14 protein-coding genes and 2 pseudogenes are annotated in these 16182 nt (G+C 50.0%); 11 read left to right on the forward strand and 5 right to left on the reverse strand.

Annotated elements, in window-relative coordinates; genetic code table 11:
- Nucleotides 1-120: 120 nt before the first annotated feature.
- From FDX24_RS07775 to FDX24_RS07805, 7 genes and pseudogenes are all read left to right on the forward strand, one after another.
- Nucleotides 121-512 (forward strand): annotated as a pseudogene (locus FDX24_RS07775) (DDE-type integrase/transposase/recombinase); the annotation flags it as partial.
- Nucleotides 505-888 carry a hypothetical protein gene (locus tag FDX24_RS07780; protein WP_233608857.1) on the forward strand — a complete coding sequence of 128 codons (384 nt, stop codon included), beginning with the start codon at nucleotides 505-507 and terminating at the stop codon, nucleotides 886-888. The pseudogene FDX24_RS07775 and the gene FDX24_RS07780, both read left to right, overlap by 8 nt.
- 1368 nt (nucleotides 889-2256) lie before the next feature.
- Nucleotides 2257-2755, forward strand: a pseudogene (locus FDX24_RS07785) (transposase); the annotation flags it as partial.
- A gap of 101 nt (nucleotides 2756-2856) precedes the next feature.
- Nucleotides 2857-3201: a DUF1294 domain-containing protein gene (locus FDX24_RS07790; RefSeq protein ID WP_061068825.1), complete on the forward strand. Its 345-nt coding sequence runs from the start codon at nucleotides 2857-2859 to the stop codon at nucleotides 3199-3201.
- A gap of 41 nt (nucleotides 3202-3242) precedes the next feature.
- A complete protein-coding gene (locus tag FDX24_RS23680; protein ID WP_048211733.1) occupies nucleotides 3243-3767 on the forward strand; it encodes a hypothetical protein in 525 nt (174 codons plus the stop codon).
- A gap of 44 nt (nucleotides 3768-3811) precedes the next feature.
- Nucleotides 3812-4654, forward strand: a complete 843-nt coding sequence (locus FDX24_RS07800; RefSeq protein WP_137364090.1) for an aminoglycoside phosphotransferase family protein — start codon at nucleotides 3812-3814, stop codon at nucleotides 4652-4654.
- Between the two features lie 121 nt (nucleotides 4655-4775).
- Nucleotides 4776-5804 carry a HoxN/HupN/NixA family nickel/cobalt transporter gene (locus tag FDX24_RS07805; protein ID WP_048211731.1) on the forward strand — a complete coding sequence of 343 codons (1029 nt, stop codon included), beginning with the start codon at nucleotides 4776-4778 and terminating at the stop codon, nucleotides 5802-5804.
- Between the two features lie 84 nt (nucleotides 5805-5888).
- Here the strand turns inward: FDX24_RS07805 and rstA are convergent, their stop codons facing one another.
- The gene (gene rstA, locus FDX24_RS07810; protein WP_170973057.1) at nucleotides 5889-6623 is read right to left on the reverse strand and encodes a two-component system response regulator RstA; all 735 of its coding nucleotides are present in this window, start codon (nucleotides 6621-6623) and stop codon (nucleotides 5889-5891) included.
- A 126-nt stretch (nucleotides 6624-6749) separates the two neighbouring features.
- Here rstA and FDX24_RS07815 point away from each other — a divergent pair, with 126 nt between their 5' ends.
- Entirely contained in the window at nucleotides 6750-7085 is a 336-nt protein-coding gene (locus FDX24_RS07815) for a GlpM family protein (protein WP_137364092.1), read from the forward strand.
- Here FDX24_RS07815 and folM read toward each other — a convergent pair.
- The 3 genes from folM to ydgH all read right to left on the reverse strand — a co-directional run bounded on the left by folM (nucleotide 7082) and on the right by ydgH (nucleotide 10356).
- Nucleotides 7082-7804 (reverse strand): dihydromonapterin reductase, encoded by a 723-nt coding sequence (gene folM, locus FDX24_RS07820; protein WP_048211729.1) that lies wholly within the window; start codon nucleotides 7802-7804, stop codon nucleotides 7082-7084. The genes FDX24_RS07815 and folM overlap by 4 nt on opposite strands.
- A gap of 37 nt (nucleotides 7805-7841) precedes the next feature.
- Nucleotides 7842-9224 carry an amino acid permease gene (locus tag FDX24_RS07825; protein ID WP_048211728.1) on the reverse strand — a complete coding sequence of 461 codons (1383 nt, stop codon included), beginning with the start codon at nucleotides 9222-9224 and terminating at the stop codon, nucleotides 7842-7844.
- A 187-nt stretch (nucleotides 9225-9411) separates the two neighbouring features.
- On the reverse strand, nucleotides 9412-10356 hold the full coding sequence (ydgH, locus tag FDX24_RS07830) for a DUF1471 family protein YdgH (protein WP_005121175.1): 945 nt from the start codon (nucleotides 10354-10356) through the stop codon (nucleotides 9412-9414).
- A gap of 525 nt (nucleotides 10357-10881) precedes the next feature.
- On the opposite strand from ydgH, the gene pntA reads away from it, so the two are divergent.
- Nucleotides 10882-12411, forward strand: coding sequence for a Re/Si-specific NAD(P)(+) transhydrogenase subunit alpha (gene pntA, locus FDX24_RS07835; protein WP_048212589.1), 1530 nt, complete (start codon nucleotides 10882-10884; stop codon nucleotides 12409-12411).
- 10 nt (nucleotides 12412-12421) lie between these two features.
- Nucleotides 12422-13810, forward strand: a complete 1389-nt coding sequence (gene pntB, locus FDX24_RS07840; RefSeq protein ID WP_005121173.1) for a Re/Si-specific NAD(P)(+) transhydrogenase subunit beta — start codon at nucleotides 12422-12424, stop codon at nucleotides 13808-13810.
- Between the two features lie 45 nt (nucleotides 13811-13855).
- Here pntB and FDX24_RS07845 read toward each other — a convergent pair whose 3' ends face one another.
- A complete protein-coding gene (locus FDX24_RS07845; RefSeq protein ID WP_048211726.1) occupies nucleotides 13856-14707 on the reverse strand; it encodes an aldo/keto reductase in 852 nt (283 codons plus the stop codon).
- A 262-nt stretch (nucleotides 14708-14969) separates the two neighbouring features.
- Between FDX24_RS07845 and FDX24_RS07850 the strand changes: the two genes are divergently transcribed.
- The gene (locus FDX24_RS07850) at nucleotides 14970-16166 is read left to right on the forward strand and encodes a multidrug effflux MFS transporter (protein ID WP_137364093.1); all 1197 of its coding nucleotides are present in this window, start codon (nucleotides 14970-14972) and stop codon (nucleotides 16164-16166) included.
- Nucleotides 16167-16182: the final 16 nt, after the last annotated feature.

Below are 16182 nucleotides of genomic sequence, written 5' to 3' on the forward strand. Positions count from 1 at the left end.
TGCCGGGTTTGCTATGGGCGACGGCGGCGCACGCCAGAACGCCTTATGGTTGTGTTCCAGAGTGAGCTTATCGAATTAGCAGTGAATCGCCACAGGTTTAACAGACACCTCGGAGTCATCCTGCGAGATAGCGGGCAACAATGTGGGATTAACCGGGTCTGGCGGCTGATGAAACGTGCCGGGATAAAGGCTCAGGTCGGGTATCGCAGCCCACGAGCGCGTAAAGGTGAAGTCAGTATCGTGACACCCGACAGGCTCCATCGGCAGTTCAACCCGGAAGCTCCGGATGAACGTTGGGTAACGGACATAACCTACATCCGAACCCACGAAGGCTGGCTGTATCTGGCCGTCGTTGTTGACCTGTTCTCGTGCAAAGTTATCGGCTGGTCAATGCAACCCCGGATGACAAAAGATATTGTTCTGAATGCGCTTTGATGGCCGTGTGGCGACGTAATCCCCAAAAACTCCTGGTTCATTCTGACCAAGGTAGTCAGTACACAAGCCATGGTTACGGATGCGGTGCTGCTTACGGGGCTGTATAGGGGTATATTCTTTGCCACTAATGTTTTTTTACGACGAAAAGATATGATTGATTTGGCGTATTATGTGAATGTTATTAAAAGCGGAAAGGAAGTAATTTGTATTCAAGAATCTTGTGAATGCGATGATTTGGCTGAGGTTGAGACCATAACCATGGAATGGAGACATGATAGTGGTGTGGTAATCCGCTGTACTCATGAACTTGAAGCTACACAACATCCCAATGATGTTTGCCCTGAATGTTGGATTTGTTGGGAAGTGATAGATGCGGCAGGGCAGGAAATCAGGCCAATGAAGAAGAATTTTTATAATGTTTGTCAGGAGTCATTCTGGTTGAGTATGAATTGACAGTCTGTACTACATTTCACTTTTTGCAACACTGCAAGCAATCGCTCCTTTTTATGAGATGACGCTCGCGGCCAAAGCAGGTTAGTGAGAAATAAAAATGAGCACAGAAGCGGCTATCAAAATCTTCGATCCCGGGATAGCTAAGCTGGAACCACGAGGCGGTAAGTCGTCCATCCACTGGGATGATAGGTGGACGATCGAAGTGGCGATATTTAGTACAGGCATCTCGCAGTAATAGCTATTGTGAAGCTCATCTGCGGATAGGTTTGATAGTGGAAATGAGTTATCAATGATTTTGACAAAACATCCAGAGGATAAGAATTATCATCTTCGGTAACTGGTTGGATAAAATATTATAATCTTTCTCGGTTAGATAGTGCTTCAACAGGTGATGATTTATAGTCTTATTTAACATGAAATTAACTTTGTATGACGTGTATAATATTTTGATGTGAATAAATTGACCGATATTGCCATTATGAAATTCGCTTAGGTGCGGCGGTTAGTAAAAAACCCGCACCCATAGCTAAAATTACCTAAAAGATAATTGAGTAGAATGTGTTTGCGGTGAATCCCCCTAAGCGGTGGGGCATAAACAGCAAAGTGTAATTAATTTTACATGGTCCAAAATTGGTGCGAGTCACGGAGGCTGTCCAAAGACTCACCGGGAGGCACCCGGCACCATACTCAATTAGCCCCGACTCCCCTGCCGGGGCTTTTTCATACCTGTTTTCTGCAAATTCCATAATTAGCCGTCAACCAGTGAAGAATACTGCTATAGCATTTGCTTACATGACTCTCAATTGCTCTGCATTAACCGCCCATACTGAAAATACTTGGCACACCGAATCCACGTCGGAGAACGATAACGCGTTAAGCGTGTTTCTATTGCTGCCAACATAAACGAGACCGCAAGCCCCAGTGCCTGTATTAATGCTGATAGTAGTATGAGTGAACAGCAGAGTGCGACAATCTACGAAATGATTAAAAGGCCGGGGGATGGACATCATCATCCCCGGTAACCGGTTGGCAAGCTGTTGTTGTTTTCTCCAGATTAGAGAGTGGACTGATAGCTGTGATTACACAATATGATTTAACATGAAATTAACTCATCATTAGTATATCTAATATTTTTATTATGAATATATTGGTAGTCAAAAAATTGAATGCGGCCTGTAAAATAGTGGTTATTGCCCTGCATAGACGTTGAGCAATGATTATTTGGTGATGTTATGCCGAAAATGGACTGGAAAAATCTGGAGCAGGAATTCCAGCGTGCGCAGGTATATTAAAACGCGCAAGAGTGCGCAGAAAAAGAAACCAGAAGCCAGTTGTAGTGGCACAGTAAATTTGGCCACCTGATTAAAAGTGATATTCTCACCACTACATAAAACAGGTGACTTAATGAACAAGAAAACTAAGCGTACTTTCACCCCTGAGTTCAGGCTGGCATGTGCACAGCTGATTGTTGATAAGGGCTACTCAATCGACAAGCCAGTGAAGCAATGAATGTCGGTTCTACCACGCTTGAAAGTTGGGTTCGTTAGCTCAGGCGAGAGCGTCAGGAGGAACAGAATACGATATTAAAAAGGCTACCGCACTCTTGATGTCCGACTCACTGAACGGTTCACGATAGCCGCCAGACTGAGTGACAGCCACACGGTAGTAAGCCTTTGTTCCGCACTGGAAATACACCGTAGCAGTTACCGGTACTGGCGAGAAGGCGAAAACGACGCGATACTGTCAATCCGGCGCGAGTGAGGCTGTACAGCGAAGTACGCCGGCGTGGAACCGGAGCCGGGGCTCAGCAGGGGCGCGCACTCTGGCTGAAATGCTGACCCAAAATGGCGTTCCGATATTACACTATATCCACTATTTCTGCATTGCCATCCTCCGCTCGGCGCTTTGGCATGTATGACGTATAATGCGGCTTTGATGCATTCTGATCTATTCCACACAACTAATAAAATGAACCTCAATCGTTTCTGTTACTTGCTACTGATTTTGGCTGCGTCAGGCAGTATATTCACCCCACATCCCTTGGTCATGTGGTGCCTGCTTGTTAATGTTTTGACGCTGGTGATTTACGGCGCAGATAAAATGGCGGCGCGTAAGGCCTGGCGCAGAGTGCCAGAATCCACTTTGCTGGTGTTTGGCGTGGTGGGCGGGTGGCCTGGCGCGATTGCGGGCCAACAACTTTTTCGTCATAAAACACAAAAACAGCCATTCAAAACCTATTTCATAATCAGTATTTTATTGAGTGTTTCAGCGATGGCAGCTGTTTATTGGCTTTTAGCATTTTCATCTTCCTGAGTATCAATCACGAGTATCAAAAACAGCGGAGACAGGATGATATGAAGATCTATATTATCGACCAGAATGGCGATTTAGCCTTACAAAATGGTCGCAGTATTGTTGTTGAGTTTGCTGATGGCAAATCGCTTGAACTGGCTGGTAGCCCACAACCGTTACCGGAGGGAATCCCTGACGGGATCCATATTTGGGGCGGCAGAATTCCGTATCAAACGTCAGAAGAAGTGAAGACCTCGCAACTGGATTTCAAACCGGTAGCGGCCAATGGCATGATTGTTTCACCGCTCCCGATCAAAGAATCTGATTCCTGTGTAACAGAGATGTTTATTGCAGATGATGACGGTTCCCTGCAACCGCTAAAAGGGAGCAGGGTGGTTATTGCGCTTGAAAATGGCAAAACCCTGGAGTTCATGGAACATTATGCCAACAATGGGCTGCTGGTTTGGGGAGGACGCGAGCCCGATTCGCAACTTCCTTTTGAAGAAGTTAAGCAAAGAACCGAGAGTCTTGGAGTGTATCTACTGGCAGGCAACGTTGTTCATGTATTTCCCTATAAAGTGGAGTAACAATATGCTTTTCGCCTCAAGGCTCAATCAAATAAGAGGTCGCATTGGATAAATCTGTAGTCAATGGCTGGCTCAGCCGATGGGGACTCACCCCTGATGGCGAACAGATTGCAACGCACACATCGCAGCTTTTGCCCGTTACCGTTATTAAAAATGGACAAAAAGCGATACTCAAACTCACCACCGATGATAGTGAACGAAATGGCGGCGAGCTGATGGTTTGGTGGAGCGGGAATGGCGCAGCGAGAGTGCTTGCTCATGCTGATGGCGCGGTTCTGTTAGAACGAGCGACAGGGTCGAGTTCTTTAGCTGACATGTCCCGCTCTGGCAAAGATGCGCAGGTTTGTCGCATTATTTGCCATACTGCCAGCCGTCTCCATCTCCCACAAAATACGTCTACACCCGCGCTAACGCCGCTACATCATTGGTTTGGCGATCTTGCCCCAGCGGCGAAAATCTATGGTGGAGTTATGACGCGCTGTGCAGAGATCGCAAACGAATTGTTCTCATCTCCTCAGAATGAGGTCGTATTGCATGGTGACTTACACCACGGCAATGTCCTCGATTTTGGCCCGGCAGGCTGGCTGGCAATTGATCCCAAGGGACTACTGGGTGAGCGAGGGTTTGATTACGCCAATATATTCACGAATCCTGACCTTGCCGATCCCTGTGTTGCTATCGCGACAGACCCAAACATTTTTAAGCAACGCGTGCAACTTGTCTCTGAGATAGCCGGGATTGAACGACAGCGACTGCTGATGTGGATAGTCGCATGGTGTGGTTTATCTTCTGCATGGTTTCTGGAGGATGGGGAAAATGCGGCGATAACCTTGCGTGTCGCGGAGTTAGCGATTGTTGAACTGGACGAAGAGAGCAGGCAACTTTGATCTAAGACACTGGGCTGGTAATTCTTAAACGTTATCATTAGGCTGGTAAACGTTTTATTAATCTATCAGTGAACGGCGGTGATGTTGTGTTGTTTATTACAAAACGAGTGGGCCGGAAATAATGACTTCGTTGTATTCATTAATAAAAAAACGGCCAAACCTCATATTGCTGGTGGTTTTTCTCATCGGAGCAAACATAGTCGCCTGGCTTTGGGCATTCACCGCGTTTCGGCATAATACGTCACTTCTGGCGCTGAGCCTGATCGCGTGGTGTTATGGTCTGCGTCATGCAGTCGATGCCGATCATATTGCGGCCATAGATAGTGCGACGCGAAAGCTCATGCAGCAAAACAAACGCGCGCTGACGACGGGGGCATGGTTTTCTCTGGGACACTCCACCATCGTCGTGCTGGCAAGTATGGGTATTGCTCTGACCACCAGCGTGTTTAAGCAGCATATGGTATGGTTTCAGAATATTGGTGGCATTATCGGCACCACCGTTTCTGCCGCATTTCTGCTGATTCTGGCTACCATCAACCTCATCATTTTCTGTCAGGTCTGGAAGGCGTTCCGCCATCTGAAACGTACCGGTATTTATGATCTCTCCACGGAAGATGTCACGGTTTCAGGTCCGCTGAATTGGCTATTTCGCTCAGCCTTCAGGCTGGTTGGGAAAGACTGGCACATGTATTTTGTTGGTTTCTTATTTGGCCTGGGCTTTGACACCGCGACTGAAATCTCGTTATTGGGCATATCGGCTTCAAGCGCCTCCAACGGGATGTCTGTCTGGTCCATTTTAGTCTTCCCGGCGCTGTTTACCTGCGGTATGGCGCTGATTGACTGCCTCGACAGTATTCTGATGGTTGAGGCCTACGGTTGGGCATTCAATAAGCCGCAGCGTAAGCTGTATTACAATATGACCATTACCGGAACCTCAGTGATTGTGGCGCTGTTTATCGGTGGACTGGAGGGGTTGGGCCTGCTGTCTGATGCTTTTTCGTTACAGGGCGGGCTGTGGGACACGGTCAGTAACTTAAGTGACCACATGGGCAACGTCGGGTTTGTCATTATTGGCGTTTTTATTGCCTGTTGGATTATTTCCGCGTTGAACTACCGCTGGAAAAAATATGACGGTCTGACGTTCAGTTGAGGTAGAAAATCGGTATGCAACTCAACGTGACGCTGTCACGTTGAGTTGCATTCACGCGATAGGTTATGCGCCTCATCCGGTGGGTTATTTCTGAGATTCGTCGTCCCAGGCGTGCGGCGCGAACAAATAACCTTTGTTGCGTACCGTTTTGATTCGATAGGGTTCAGTCGCGTTATCGAGCAGTTTTTTACGTAACCGGGAAATTGCGACATCGACACTGCGGTCCATACCGTCGTAACTTACGCCGCGCAGATTCTTCAGCAACGCATCACGGTCCATAATCTGCCCGGCATGGGTTGCCAGTTCCCAAAGTAACTCAAAATCCGCCGTAGAGAGGGCGACCAGCTCACCGCCGAGCAGCACAGACCTATTCGTTGGGTCAATGATCAGTGCGCCAAAACGCAGAGTGGTGTGCGGGGTGATGGTGGCAGCCTGAATTCCTTTAGCCTGGGCTGAATGTTCGTTTTGGCGTAAATGCAGGCGCAGGCGAGCCAGCAGTACTGCCGGTGGTGTGGTTTTCAGGATATAGTCGCAGGCACCCATTTCGAGAGCCAGAATATGGTTCATGTCACTGTCCAGCGAAGTCAGCAGGACAATTGGACCTTGCCAGCGCCCACGCAAATCACGGCAAATAGTCATACCGTCCTTACCTGGAAGCATAATATCTAACAACACCAGATCGGGTTGCACTTGCAGAATTTTCTCTTCGGCCAAATCACCACGAGATTCAACGATAACCTCAATATCATGCCGGGCCAGATAGGCCGCAATCAGCGAACCTACTTCGGGATCATCTTCAACAAATACGATGGTGTTCATATCATTCATTTTGAATATAAAACGCCAACATACACCGCCATCGTTTTTCCTTCCATTAATCTTTTCTAAACGAGAACGCTTCCGTTATGCTAGAGGCTGATGTTATTGATGTGTTAAGGCAAAACGATGGGGCTCGTAGTAAAAGCGGCGCTGGGTGCGCTGGTAGTGGTGCTGATTGGTTTACTGGCTAAAACAAAGAATTACTATATTGCCGGATTAATTCCGTTGTTCCCAACCTTTGCGTTGATTGCCCACTATATTGTGGCCAGTGAACGTGGGATCGAGGCGCTGCGTACAACGATTGTATTCAGCATGTGGTCGATTATTCCCTATTTTGTCTACCTCATTTCACTGTGGTACTTCACCGGTTTTATGCGTTTACCCATCGCGCTCATTGGCTCGGTAGTCTGCTGGAGCCTGAGCGCGTGGTTGCTGATCTTTTGTTGGATAAAACTGCACTAGCGCAGGTGGCGACCACCGTCAACGGCAAAGCTACGGCCGGTGACAAAGCAGCTGGTAAACAGGTAGTCTATTAAATCAATGACTTCTTTTTCACCGGGCGCGGTTTTCATCAACGATTTATTCAGCGCCTGCTGACGATATTCTGCATCGTCACCCTCGTTAAACAGGATTAGCGAGGGGGCGATTGCGTTAACTTTCACTTCCGGGGCCAGTTTGCGGGCAAATGAGCGGGTCATATTATCCAGAGCAGCTTTACTGGCAGCATAGGCAATATGCTTGTCGCTGCCACGCTCTACGACGTAATCAGTAAAATGGATAATATCGCTGGCCGCATGCCCATGTCCGCGCAGCAGGCCTTCCAGCGCGTGATTAAGCAGGTAAGGGGTATTCACGTGGATCTGCATCATGCTGGACAGCACCTCGGAAAGCGGCAGCCCCGGTTTTTCGGCAAGCCAGGCGCTGGCATTATGCACAATAGCGCGTAAACCTTCGGTACGGGCTTTCACTTCCCTGGCAAAAGCGAGGACGCCTTCGTCGGTCGCGAAGTCAGCCTGAATACATTGTGCCCCCGCCTCTTGCAGGCCATCAATCGCCGGGTAGTGTGTCCGGTAACTGACGATCACCGGCTGCTTTTGATTCAGAAAATGCCACGCGATGGCGAGACCGATACGACGGCCCCCTCCGGTGATAAGTATTGGCAAAGCGGGCTTTTTACCCATCGAGATCTCCATGAGTCGCAAACGATGGGTCAACTATTTAACCCATCAGCATCCAGGTCGCTGGAACAGCTGCTACAAGAAGCAGGCCGATCAAAGCCATTTCCTGGCGTTTTAATACGTTGTCATGCGCGTGAGTTTTGCGTGCATAAAGGAAAACCAGCAACCCCGGAGCATACAGCACCACGGACAACAGCAGGTGCATCGGACCTGACGCGTACAGTAACCATAAGCCATAAATGCATGCACCGACACCAACAGCCTGATGAATTGGGCGGGTCGCTATTTTCAGCAAAAATGCGCCGACGAGGAAATAGGGCACCAGAATCATCTCAGAGGCAATAGTCAGCAGCGTATTGTAGTCAGAACCTGTGAGCCAGATCAGCACCAGACAGACCTGCACGCAGATGTTAGTCAACCACAGTGATGCAGATGGCGCACCTTGCGCATTCTGACGGGCAAAAATACGCGGGAATGCTTTGTGCGTGGATGCCAGAAATGGGACTTCCGCCGCCATAATCGTCCAGCTCAAATAGGCACCGCAGACAGAGACAATCAAACCCGCGGCGATAATGATTTCGCCCCATGGCCCCATCATTTTAACCATCAGACCAGCCATTGATGGGTTGCGGATCTCAGCCAGTTCCGGGCGTGCGACCACGCCAAGAGAAAGCAGGGTCACCAACAGGTAGACGCCAAGCGCGGCAAGTACTGCCAGCAGTGTCGCGCGCCCAACGTCGCGTTTGTTCCTCGCCCGTGCGGACACCACGACAGCGCCTTCCACGCCGATAAACACCCACAGAGTGATAAGCATGGTGTTTTTAACTTGCTCCCAGACAGGAACACCCAGTTTCACACCGGTAAAGTCCAGGCTAAAGGTGTCGAGCTTAAATAACATAAATGCCAGAACGATAAACAGGCCAAGCGGCAGTAGCTTCGCCAGCGTCGCCACCAGATTAATGCTGGCGGCTGTCTGTACACCACGTAACACCAGAAAATGCACGACCCACAGCAGTACCGATGCGCCAACAATAGACTGCCAGGTATTCCCGTCGCCAAACAGACGTAACGCAGGTGTATCGGTAAAGAAGCTAAGTGCGGAAAAGACGATAACCAGATAGGAAACGTTAGCGATAACGGCGCACAGCCAATACCCCCAAGCGGAACAGAAACCGATCAGTTCTCCGAAGCCTTCACGCGCGTAGGTAAAGATACCGCCGTCCAGTTCCGGGCGGATACGCGTCAGGATAAGCATGGCAAACGCGAGCAGCAGGATCCCCGCGCCCGTAATCGCCCAACCAATCAATAACGCTGCCGGGCTGGCTACTGCAGCCATATTTTGTGGCAGGCTGAAAACACCGGCGCCAAGCATTGAGCTTAGAACCAGCGCTGTCAGTGCGCTCAGACCCAATTTCTTTTCCATTTGTATCCAGTTACAAAAACGAGAGTGAGAGAATAATTATTTTGGCAAATCGCATAAAAATGGTGAAAGCGACTCAAGGCGCGGGATTTTACGGAGAGAAGACAGCGCATGCAATGGGGATAGGCAGATTTGTGACTAAAAATGCTAAAGGCGGCATAAAGCCGCCTTTTATTGTTACAACTGTCTGTTACTTATACAGGTCGGCGCTGATGGTCATGTTGTTACCACGTTCCGACCACTGGCGGGTAATGTGGTAGTACTTGGCACCTTTTTTCGCTGCACGTTTCGCAACCTGGTAAGAGACTTCGGTCATGTTGCCATAGTTACCGGTGAACTTGATGCTGTCGAACGGCACCATCATCGCGGCGGTAGCTTTGTTCAACTCCTCAACTTTAGTACCGTCAGGCAGGGTGACAGTGTAACGTCCGCCTTTAGTTGACTGAGTTTCGAAGAAACGACCCACTTCGGCACTCGGAGACGCGGTTGTTGCCACGCCTGGGATTTCAACTTTCTTCGCGGCTTCGCCACCGGCTGCTAAAGCGGCACGTCCGGCATCAGAATCGGCAGGGATCGCATCAGGGCTTTGAACAACACGTTTTTTCGCATCTTCTTTGTAGATGAATGCGGTAATACGTTGGTTACCCCCCTGGTTGGCATCAACCTGGCGTACGATATAAAAAGAGTAAGCCCCTTTTTCTTTCGCCACTTTGGTGATGGCATCATTTACTTCAGGCTGGCTGCGGTAGAAACCCTGAACCGTAACGGTATCGAAAGGTTCAATCAGAACAGCCTGGTCTTTCGGTAATTCCATAACGCCGTTGATGACGCGATTTTTGGTGACTTCTGCTTTTTCAGCGTCGGCTTTATAGATATCGGCGACGACGCGCCAGTTACCGCCACTGCCAAAATCTGAGGTATCAACAACATAAAAGGAGGCTGCACCGTCTTTATCTGCACGACGAGATACGGCGTCTACCGCATCACCGATAGCATTAAAACGACCGGTAACCACAATGCGGTCATAGGGTTTCAGGGCAGCTGCTTGCTCCGGCGTCAATTCTGTCGCTGCATTTACAGAAAAAGCAGTCGCAGAAAGAAGAGCGGACGCCAGGAGAGTGTTCTTAAGCTTCATAAAAATAATCCTTCGCCTTGCGCAAACCAGGTACTGGTATTGTTATTGACTAGAAACGTGGCTGATTATTGCATTTAAATTGTGTCAGTGTCTGCGTGATTTTTCACTCATCGTGCCACCCATGCTAACAACATCGATAACATTTAGTGATATGTCTAAAAATTCGGCGTTTGGCGGCTAAAACTGATAAAGCAGTTGAATTTCATAAGTTAATTTAATGTTAATCAATTGTTCTACGGTGGCGCTTAATCATGTTTTGCCGCTTCGCTTGAGCGAATTATCGGCCTTTGCGGGCTATTTAAAGGGCATTATCCCTGCTTGCGAATGAATTCATTCCTGTTTTGCAAATTTCATAATAAATACTGTTTTTTGGCGCTAGATCACAGGCGTCATTTTCAGTAGCTTATACAGAGTTTGTTACTGTTTTATTTTATTGGGGTAACACTGAGCTCTCTCGGGAGTGTGCGCATGCCTCTTGCGAACATTGATAAACCATCATCAAAAATACAGATGGAAGGGAACATTATGCGAATTGGCATACCAAAAGAACGGTTAACCAATGAAACCCGTGTTGCAGCCACACCGAAAACGGTTGAGCAGCTGCTGAAGCTGGGTTTTAGCGTCGCGGTTGAAAGCGGCGCAGGTCAACTGGCTAGTTTTGACGATAAGGCGTTTGTGCAAGCAGGCGCAGAAATTGTTGACGGGAATGCTGTCTGGCAGTCAGAGATTATCCTGAAGGTCAATGCGCCAGAAGCGTTTGAGATTCCGTTGCTTAATTCGGGTACCACGCTGGTGAGTTTTCTCTGGCCTGCACAGAACCCTGAGCTACTGCAAAAGCTCGCTGAGCGAAATGTGACGGTCATGGCGATGGATTCCGTGCCGCGTATTTCGCGTGCGCAGTCACTGGATGCCTTAAGCTCGATGGCCAACATTGCCGGGTATCGTGCAATTGTTGAAGCGGCACATGAGTTCGGACGGTTCTTTACCGGGCAAATTACCGCGGCGGGTAAAGTTCCACCTGCCAAGGTGATGGTGATCGGTGCTGGCGTGGCGGGATTGGCCGCTATCGGTGCAGCAAACAGCCTCGGGGCGATTGTTCGCGCCTTTGACACGCGCCCGGAAGTAAAAGAACAAGTTCAGAGTATGGGCGCTGAGTTCCTCGAACTGGACTTTAAAGAAGAAGCGGGCAGCGGCGATGGCTACGCCAAAGTGATGTCCGAAGCGTTTATTAAAGCGGAGATGGAGCTGTTCGCCGCTCAGGCAAAAGACGTCGACATCATCGTTACCACCGCGCTGATCCCGGGGAAACCAGCGCCGAAACTGATCACGCGTGAGATGGTTGATTCGATGAAGCCCGGCAGCGTGATTGTCGATCTCGCCGCGCAAAACGGGGGTAACTGCGAGTATACCGTTGCCAATCAGGTGACCACCACCGAGAACGGCGTCAAGGTTATCGGCTATACCGATTTGCCGGGACGTTTGCCGACTCAGTCTTCACAATTGTATGGCACCAACCTTGTAAACCTGCTGAAACTGTTGTGCAAAGAGAAAGACGGCAACATCACCGTTGATTTTGACGATGTGGTGGTGCGCGGCGTGACAGTGGTTCGCGATGGTGAAATTACGTGGCCTGCACCACCCATCCAGGTTTCTGCTCAGCCACAAGCGGCGCCTAAAGCTGCACCTGCACCACAGGAAGAGAAAAAACCTGCATCCCCATGGCGCAAATATGCGCTGATGGCGCTGGTGGTGATTTTGTTTGGCTGGCTAGCCGACGTCGCGCCAAAAGAGTTCCTCGGACACTTTACGGTGTTCGCACTTTCCTGCGTGGTGGGTTACTACGTGGTGTGGAATGTCTCGCATGCGTTGCATACCCCGCTGATGTCCGTGACTAACGCTATCTCCGGGATCATCGTCGTGGGGGCATTATTACAAATTGGCCAGGGCGGCTGGGTGAGTTTCCTGAGTTTTATCGCGGTGCTTATTGCCAGCATTAATATTTTCGGTGGCTTCACCGTGACTCAGCGCATGCTGAAAATGTTCCGGAAAAACTAAGGGGTAACATATGTCTGGAGGATTAGTTACAGCTGCATACATTGTTGCCGCAATCCTGTTTATTTTCAGCCTGGCGGGACTTTCCAAACACGAAACGTCTCAACAGGGTAACAACTACGGCATCGCCGGGATGGCGATTGCGCTGATTGCCACGATTTTTGGCCCGGATACCGGCAACGTCGCCTGGATTCTGGTTGCAATGATCATTGGTGGTGCAATTGGTATTCGTCTGGCGAAAAGAGTCGAGATGACCGAGATGCCGGAGCTGGTGGCGATTCTGCACAGCTTCGTCGGTCTGGCCGCCGTACTGGTTGGTTTCAACAGCTACCTGTATCACGATACCGGTCTGGAACCGATCCTGGTGAACATTCACCTGACTGAAGTGTTCCTCGGCATCTTTATCGGTGCAGTAACCTTCACCGGTTCTATCGTGGCGTTTGGTAAACTGCGCGGCAAGATCTCATCTAAGCCGCTGATGCTGCCGAATCGCCATAAGTTGAACCTGGCGGCACTGGTGGTTTCTTTCCTGCTGCTGGTGGTGTTTGTTCGTACCGAGAGCGTGGGCCTGCAGGTTCTGGCGCTGCTGGTGATGACCATTATCGCACTGGCGTTTGGTTGGCACCTGGTAGCATCCATCGGTGGGGCCGATATGCCAGTCGTCGTCTCTATGCTGAACTCCTATTCAGGATGGGCGGCAGCAGCGGCAGGCTTTATGCTGAGCAACGATCTGCTGATCGTCACGGGTGCGCTGGTCGGTTCCTCGGGTGCGATCCTGTCTTACATTATGTGTAAGGCAATGAACCGTTCTTTCATCAGCGTTATTGCGGGTGGGTTTGGCACCGATGGGTCCTCAACCGGTGATACCGAAGAAGCAGGTGAACATCGCGAGATTAATGCCGAAGATACCGCTGAAATGCTGAAAAACTCTCATTCTGTGATTATCACCCCGGGCTACGGTATGGCGGTGGCGCAGGCGCAGTATCCGGTGGCGGAAATCACTGAGAAACTGCGCGCCCGTGGTATCAAAGTCCGCTTTGGTATTCACCCGGTAGCAGGGCGCTTGCCTGGTCACATGAACGTGCTGTTGGCGGAAGCAAAAGTGCCGTATGACATCGTGTTGGAAATGGATGAAATCAACGATGATTTCGCCGATACCGATACCGTGCTGGTTATTGGCGCCAACGATACGGTGAACCCGGCAGCGCAGGATGATCCGCGCAGCCCGATAGCCGGAATGCCGGTGCTGGAAGTGTGGAAAGCGCAGAATGTTATCGTGTTCAAACGCTCAATGAACACCGGTTATGCAGGCGTGCAGAACCCGCTGTTCTTTAAAGAAAACACCCATATGCTGTTTGGTGATGCCAAAGCCAGCGTGGATGCGATTCTGAAAGCGTTGTAATGCGTGCTTAAAAGTAAGACGGCCTCTGCGGAGGCCGTTTTTTTATTAAACATCCAGTTTACGCTGGGTTATCCATTCCACGCGCGCCGGATCGCGATGCGAGAAAAATGCGCTGATCCCGGCGTCCATGGCGGCGATTTGCGTCATTTCCTCAGTCGTTAAGGTAAAATCCAGAATCTGAATATTCTCTGTCATACGCGCTTTACGCACGGTTTTCGCCAGAGAAATAATTCCGCGCTGATAAATCCAACGCAGTACTACCTGACCGATGCTTTTCCCGTACTTTTTACCAATCGCGGCCAGTGTCGGATTTTGAAACAGGTCATTGCGCCCCTCGGCGAACGGCGCCCAGGCTTGTGGTTGAATATTGCGGCTCTGCATCCAGGCTACGGCATGCGGTTGCTGGTGGAAGGGATTCACTTCTATCTGATTCACCGCCGGGATGATGCGGTTGAAGGCCATCAAATCTGCCAGACGGTCCGGGTGAAAATTGCTGACGCCAATTGCGCGAATTTTCCCTTCCTCGTAGAGTTCCTCCATCGCACGCCAGGCACCGTGTACGTCGCCATAGGGCTGGTGGATTAAATACAGGTCAAGGTAGTCAAGTTGAAGGCGCTGCAACGAACGCGCAAACTGAGCTTTCGCGCCAGCGTAGCTGGTATCCTGTAACCACAGCTTGGTTGTGATGAAAAGTTCATCGCGGGGTACGCCGCTTTGTTTCAGCGCATTGCCGACCTGAGTTTCATTCAGATAGGAGGCGGCGGTATCGATCAGGCGATATCCTGTTTCGATGGCATCCCGCACGGCTTGCTCACACTCGTTCGCTTCGGTCATTTGGTATACACCAAAACCGAGCAGAGGCATCTCAACACCGTTATTTAAGACCGTTGTATTCATGGAACGCTCCTGAACATCATTTTTTGCATTGCCAGCAGATTAGCAAGAATCTGTTCACACCATTAGTCCGTTAAATCAGCATAGACCTATGAGCTAAATTCATTTTTAGCAGGCTAAAATGCGAAGGTTGTCGCATATGTTAGCGGGGAGAGGGTGTTACTCATGATTGGCGTTCATAAACTTATGCTTCTTCGGCTATCTAATCACTGTCATTCACCCCGTATATACTGCCACCTGACTTTTCCTAAGATAACAGGACGCTATGCGCACACGTGAACAGTGCCTGCCGGCTGCTGCTGCAAGCCAGACCGGTCTCTCTTTTATTCTCATCCTCAGCGGCCTGATGGCCTTTACTTCACTTTCAACCGATATCTACCTCCCGGCGATGCCGACCATGGCGGGGGATTTAAACGGCAATGTGGAGCTTACTGTTACCGGTTTTTTGGTGGGGTTTGCTATTGCGCAACTGATCTGGGGACCGATCAGCGATCATCTGGGCAGACGTACACCGTTGTTCATCGGCATGGTGCTGTTTATCATCGGTTCTGCGGGGTGTGCGCTGTCCACGGATATCACGCAAATTGTTTTCTGGCGGGTCTTTCAGGCGCTGGGGGCCTGTACCGGACCGATGCTGGCGCGTGCCATTATTCGTGATCTCTTTGCTCGTACTCGTGCGGCGCAAATGTTGTCAACCCTGGTACTGGTTATGGCGATTGCCCCCATCGCAGGGCCATTGATTGGCGGGCAAATTATTCGACTGAGCACCTGGCACTCTATTTTTTGGTTACTGGTGGCCATTGGCGTGCTGATGTTTATCTCGTTGCTGTGGTTACCGGAAACACTCCCTGAAGAAAGACGCGTAAAAGCCTCACTGGCAGGCGCATTCCGGCATTACCGCGCGCTATTAACCAATGGTCGATTTATGCGCTACACCCTGAGTCTGACCTTTTATTACGTGGGTGCGTATGCGTTTATTACCGGTTCGCCATTTGTTTACATTCGCTATTACCATGTCGATCCGCAGCATTATGGCTGGTTATTTGCGTTAAATATTGTCGGCGTTATGGCGATGAGTGCGGTCAACCGCCGGCTGGTGCAACGGCACGCGTTAGAACAGTTGCTTAAGTACGCGACAATGTTGGCGGCACTGGCTGCTGTTGCATTGGCACTGCTGGTTCAGCTGGAAATAGGGGGGGTTATTGCCATTATCATCACTGTGTTTCTGCTATTTTCGATGAATGGGATCATTGCAGCAACGTCGACGGCCGCCGCGCTGGATGCGGCCCCCAATATCGCCGGATCAGCTTCGGCGCTGATTGGTTCATTACAGTATGGCAGTGGCATCATCTCATCGTTACTGCTGGCGAGATTGAGTGACGGCACCCCCTGGACCATGGCCTGGATTATTGCGCTATTCACACTGATGAGTGCCGCACTGGTGTTCCGTGACAAACAGTAGTTGAACAGCTCCGTGA

Origin of the sequence: Citrobacter sp. wls716 (genome assembly GCF_005280975.1) — a bacterium.
GTDB lineage: Bacteria > Pseudomonadota > Gammaproteobacteria > Enterobacterales > Enterobacteriaceae > Citrobacter > Citrobacter youngae.

Coding starts and splice junctions, on each gene's coding strand:
- folM (WP_048211729.1), bottom strand. CDS start 7,804: ATGGGTAAAAAGCCCGCTTTGCCAATACTTATCACCGGAGGGGGCCGT.
- pntA (WP_048212589.1), top strand. CDS start 10,882: ATGCGAATTGGCATACCAAAAGAACGGTTAACCAATGAAACCCGTGTT.
- FDX24_RS07790 (WP_061068825.1), top strand. CDS start 2,857: ATGAACCTCAATCGTTTCTGTTACTTGCTACTGATTTTGGCTGCGTCA.
- FDX24_RS07850 (WP_137364093.1), top strand. CDS start 14,970: ATGCGCACACGTGAACAGTGCCTGCCGGCTGCTGCTGCAAGCCAGACC.
- FDX24_RS23680 (WP_048211733.1), top strand. CDS start 3,243: ATGAAGATCTATATTATCGACCAGAATGGCGATTTAGCCTTACAAAAT.
- FDX24_RS07780 (WP_233608857.1), top strand. CDS start 505: ATGGTTACGGATGCGGTGCTGCTTACGGGGCTGTATAGGGGTATATTC.
- pntB (WP_005121173.1), top strand. CDS start 12,422: ATGTCTGGAGGATTAGTTACAGCTGCATACATTGTTGCCGCAATCCTG.
- FDX24_RS07825 (WP_048211728.1), bottom strand. CDS start 9,224: ATGGAAAAGAAATTGGGTCTGAGCGCACTGACAGCGCTGGTTCTAAGC.
- rstA (WP_170973057.1), bottom strand. CDS start 6,623: ATGAACACCATCGTATTTGTTGAAGATGATCCCGAAGTAGGTTCGCTG.
- ydgH (WP_005121175.1), bottom strand. CDS start 10,356: ATGAAGCTTAAGAACACTCTCCTGGCGTCCGCTCTTCTTTCTGCGACT.
- FDX24_RS07815 (WP_137364092.1), top strand. CDS start 6,750: ATGGGGCTCGTAGTAAAAGCGGCGCTGGGTGCGCTGGTAGTGGTGCTG.
- FDX24_RS07805 (WP_048211731.1), top strand. CDS start 4,776: ATGACTTCGTTGTATTCATTAATAAAAAAACGGCCAAACCTCATATTG.
- FDX24_RS07845 (WP_048211726.1), bottom strand. CDS start 14,707: ATGAATACAACGGTCTTAAATAACGGTGTTGAGATGCCTCTGCTCGGT.